2 protein-coding genes are annotated in these 3,234 nt (G+C 75.5%); both read right to left on the reverse strand.

Annotation, left to right across the window (positions count from 1 at the left end; translation table 11 throughout):
- Nucleotides 1–1,697 (reverse strand): exodeoxyribonuclease V subunit gamma (locus tag H5J29_RS26565; protein WP_181783743.1); only part of this gene is annotated, 1,697 nt, incomplete at its 3' end.
- Between the two features lie 298 nt (nucleotides 1,698–1,995).
- Nucleotides 1,996–3,234, reverse strand: a 1,239-nt coding sequence (locus tag H5J29_RS26570; RefSeq protein WP_181783744.1) for an SDR family NAD(P)-dependent oxidoreductase, incomplete at its 5' end; no start/stop codon positions are given.

Below are 3,234 nucleotides of genomic sequence, written 5' to 3' on the forward strand. Positions count from 1 at the left end.
GACAGCCCCTCCAGGAGCGCGGCGACCCACACGGTGAGCGGCTGGGGCCCGGCCAGCGCCTCGAGCGCGGTGCGCAACCGGTCCAGGATCTCGGCGAGCGAGCCGACGAGGTCCACGTCGGAGGAGTCCACGTCGTCGAGCGGGAGGGCGGTCCCCAGCCAGCCCTGTGCCCCCGGCCGCTCGGCCATCGCGACCCCGAGCAGCATCCGGTCCAGCCCCGCCGACCAGGTGTTCTGCGGGAAACCGTCGAGCCGGAAGGGGCGGCGGTGCTCGCCGTCGAGCCCCCAGCGCACGCCGGAGCGGACGACGAGCTCGCCGATCCGGTCCACCGCGTCGTCGTCCAGGCGGAAGCGGCGGCGGACGGGGTGGGAGCCCACGAGGTCCAGCACCTGCGACGCCGAGACCCGCGAGTCCGCCAGCTCCAGCAGCGCCGAGACCGTGCCGAGCAGCGGGTTCGCCTGGCGGAGCGCCCGGTCCGCGAGCCGGACGCGCAGCCGGTGCCCGGGATGGGTGTCCTCCTCCACCTCGGTGGCCAGCCCGAACGACGCGGAGATCAGCGGGGCGAACGCCTCGATGTCCGGGCACATCACGATGACGTCCCGCGGCTCGAGGGTCGCGTCCTGCGCGAGCAGGCCGAGGACGATCTCGCGCAGCACCTCCACCTGCCGGTCCGGCCCGTGGCAGGCGTGGACCTGCACGCTCCGGTCGCCCGGTTCGAGGAGCGGTCGGTCGCCGCCGGGCGCACGGTCGGTGCGGAGGGCCTCCTGGAGCCTGCCGAGCAGGGTCGGCGGGCTCGGTGCCCCCTCGTGGTGGACGCCGCGGGCGCCTGCGGGCAGGCGGAGCTGCAGCTCCCGGACGTCTCGCCCCAGGGAACGGAGCAGCGGGTTGCGCACCACGTCCGCCGAGTGGTCCTCGGCGCGCGGGATCGCCGCTCCGCCGCTCTCCAGCGCCGCCCACAGGACGGGGGAGGGATGGGGCAGCCAGAGGTGGACGGCCCGGTGCTCGGCCAGTGCATCGAGCACCGCGATGTGCTCGGCGGCCAGCCGGGTGGGGCCGAAGACGCTCAGCTCCGCGGGCAGGTCCGCCCGCCCGGGATCGGCGCGCAGGACCCGGTCCGCCTCCGCCAGCCGCTCGGCCGGGCCGGGGACGCCGATCCGCGCGCGGAGCCTGCGCCAGAGCTCGACCTGCCAGCGAAGGTCCTCCGGGGTGTCGTCCGGCTCGCCCGCGTGCCAGGCGCGGAGCATGTCCGGGCGGTGCACGGCGTAGCTCGCGAAGAGGTCCGACAGCCGCCGCGCGACGGCGTAGGTGCGGGTGCTGCCGCTGTGGCGGAGGTGGGCGGCGAGGGCCGCGAAGATGTCCCCGGGGCTCTCGACAGCGGCGACGACCTCCTCCAGCAGCGGCCAGACCGCGCGGGCGGGATGCCAGGGGTCGGTGTCCGGATCGGTGCCGGTCGCCGCGTTGACGGCCTCGGTGAGGACCTGGCCGGGGGAGGGGAAGCGGACGTTCGCACACACGCCGTCCGACCCCGTACCGGTGCCGAGGCGCAGCGCCAGGCGCTGCTGGAGCCACCGCTCGACCCCGCGCTCGGGCACCGCGACGACCACGGGCACGAACGGGTCCGCCGCAGGCCCGCCGACGACCTCGGCGAGGGCTGCGGCGAGCACGTCTGCGCGTTCGGCGCGGTGGATCTGGAGCACGTGCCCGAACCTATCTGCGGGGTCCGACAGGACGCGGGCGGGTCTCCCGAGTTGTCCACAGGTCCTTGCGGTGGGCGCGAGTCACGTCCGGCCGCACACCGAGTCGGGGTGCCTGACCGCGTGGTCGTTCCTGACCGTGACCGACTCGGCGGACGGCCGGGGTCGCGGCTCACGGGGTGAGGGTGGGGGCGACCCGGCACGGCCGGGGTCGCGGCTCACGGGGTGAGGGTGGGGGCGACCTGGGCGGTCGGGGTCGCGGCTCGGGCGGTGAGGGCGGGCCGCGACCCTGCCAGGAGACCTACCAGGTCGAGACCTGGAAGTCCTTGAGGAAGCAGCCGTAGAGGTCCTCGCCCTGCTCGCCCCGGACCACCGGGTCGTAGACCCGGGCGGCGCCGTCGACGAGGTCGAGGGGGGCGTGGAAGCCCTCCTCCGCCAACCGCAGCTTGGTGTGGTGCGGCCGCTCGTCGGTGATCCAGCCGGTGTCGACCGCCGTCATGAGGATGCGGTCGCGCTCGAACATCTCCTCCCCGCTCGTGCGGGTCAGCATGTTCAGCGCGGCCTTCGCCATGTTGGTGTGCGGGTGCCCGGGTGCCTTGTACCCGCGCCCGAAGACCCCCTCCATCGCGCTGACGTTCACCACGTAGGCCCGCCCCGACGCCGCCTGCCGCGCGCCCGCCGCCAGGGCCGCGCGCAGGCGGCTGATCAGGATGAACGGCGCCGTCTGGTTGCAGAGCTGGACCTCGAGCAGCTCGAGCGGGTCCACGCCCTCGACGTTCGCCACCCAGCTGTTCACCCGGGCCGTGTCCGGCAGCAGGCCGCCCGCGTCCACCGCGATGCCCGCGGCGATCCGCTCGGGGGAGGCGCTGCGTGCGGTCATGGCGAGCGCGGCGAGCCGCTGCGCGGGTGTCCCGGCGACCGGCGGGACCCCCACCGCCGAGCCCTCCTCGGTCTCCACGACCGCACCGAGCGCGGGGACCGCCCCGGCCAGCGCGGCCGGGTGTGCGTCGCTGGAGTGCGAGAACACCAGCACCTCGGGCACCGTGTCCGGGGGCAGCGGCTCCTGCTCGGCCTCGACGAGCGCGGAGTACGAGCCCACCGCGCGCCGGACCGTCTGGGCCGCGTTGTTGATCAGGACGTCGAGCGGACCCTGGGCCGCGACGTCGTCCGCCAGGGCGGCGACCTGCGCCGGGTCGCGCAGGTCGATGCCCACCACCCGCAGCCGGTGCAGCCACTGGGCGCTGTCCTCGACCGCGGAGAACCGACGCACCGCGTCGTGCGGGAACCGGGTGGTGATCGTGGTGTGCGCGCCGTCGCGGAGCAGCCGCAGCGCGATGTACATCCCGATCTTCGCCCGCCCGCCGGTGAGCAGCGCCCGACGCCCGGTGAGGTCCGTCCGCGCGTCCCGGCGCGCGCGGTTCGAGGCCGCGCAGCTCGGACAGAGGTTGTGGTGGAACGCGTCGACCACGGTGTAGCGCTGCTTGCACATGTAGCAGGAACGCGCGCGCAGCAGCGTGCCCGCGGTCGCCCCCGGGGTCGT

The sequence above is a fragment of the Pseudonocardia pini genome (genome assembly GCF_013870575.1).
GTDB classification, from domain to species: Bacteria; Actinomycetota; Actinomycetes; order Mycobacteriales; family Pseudonocardiaceae; genus Pseudonocardia; species Pseudonocardia pini.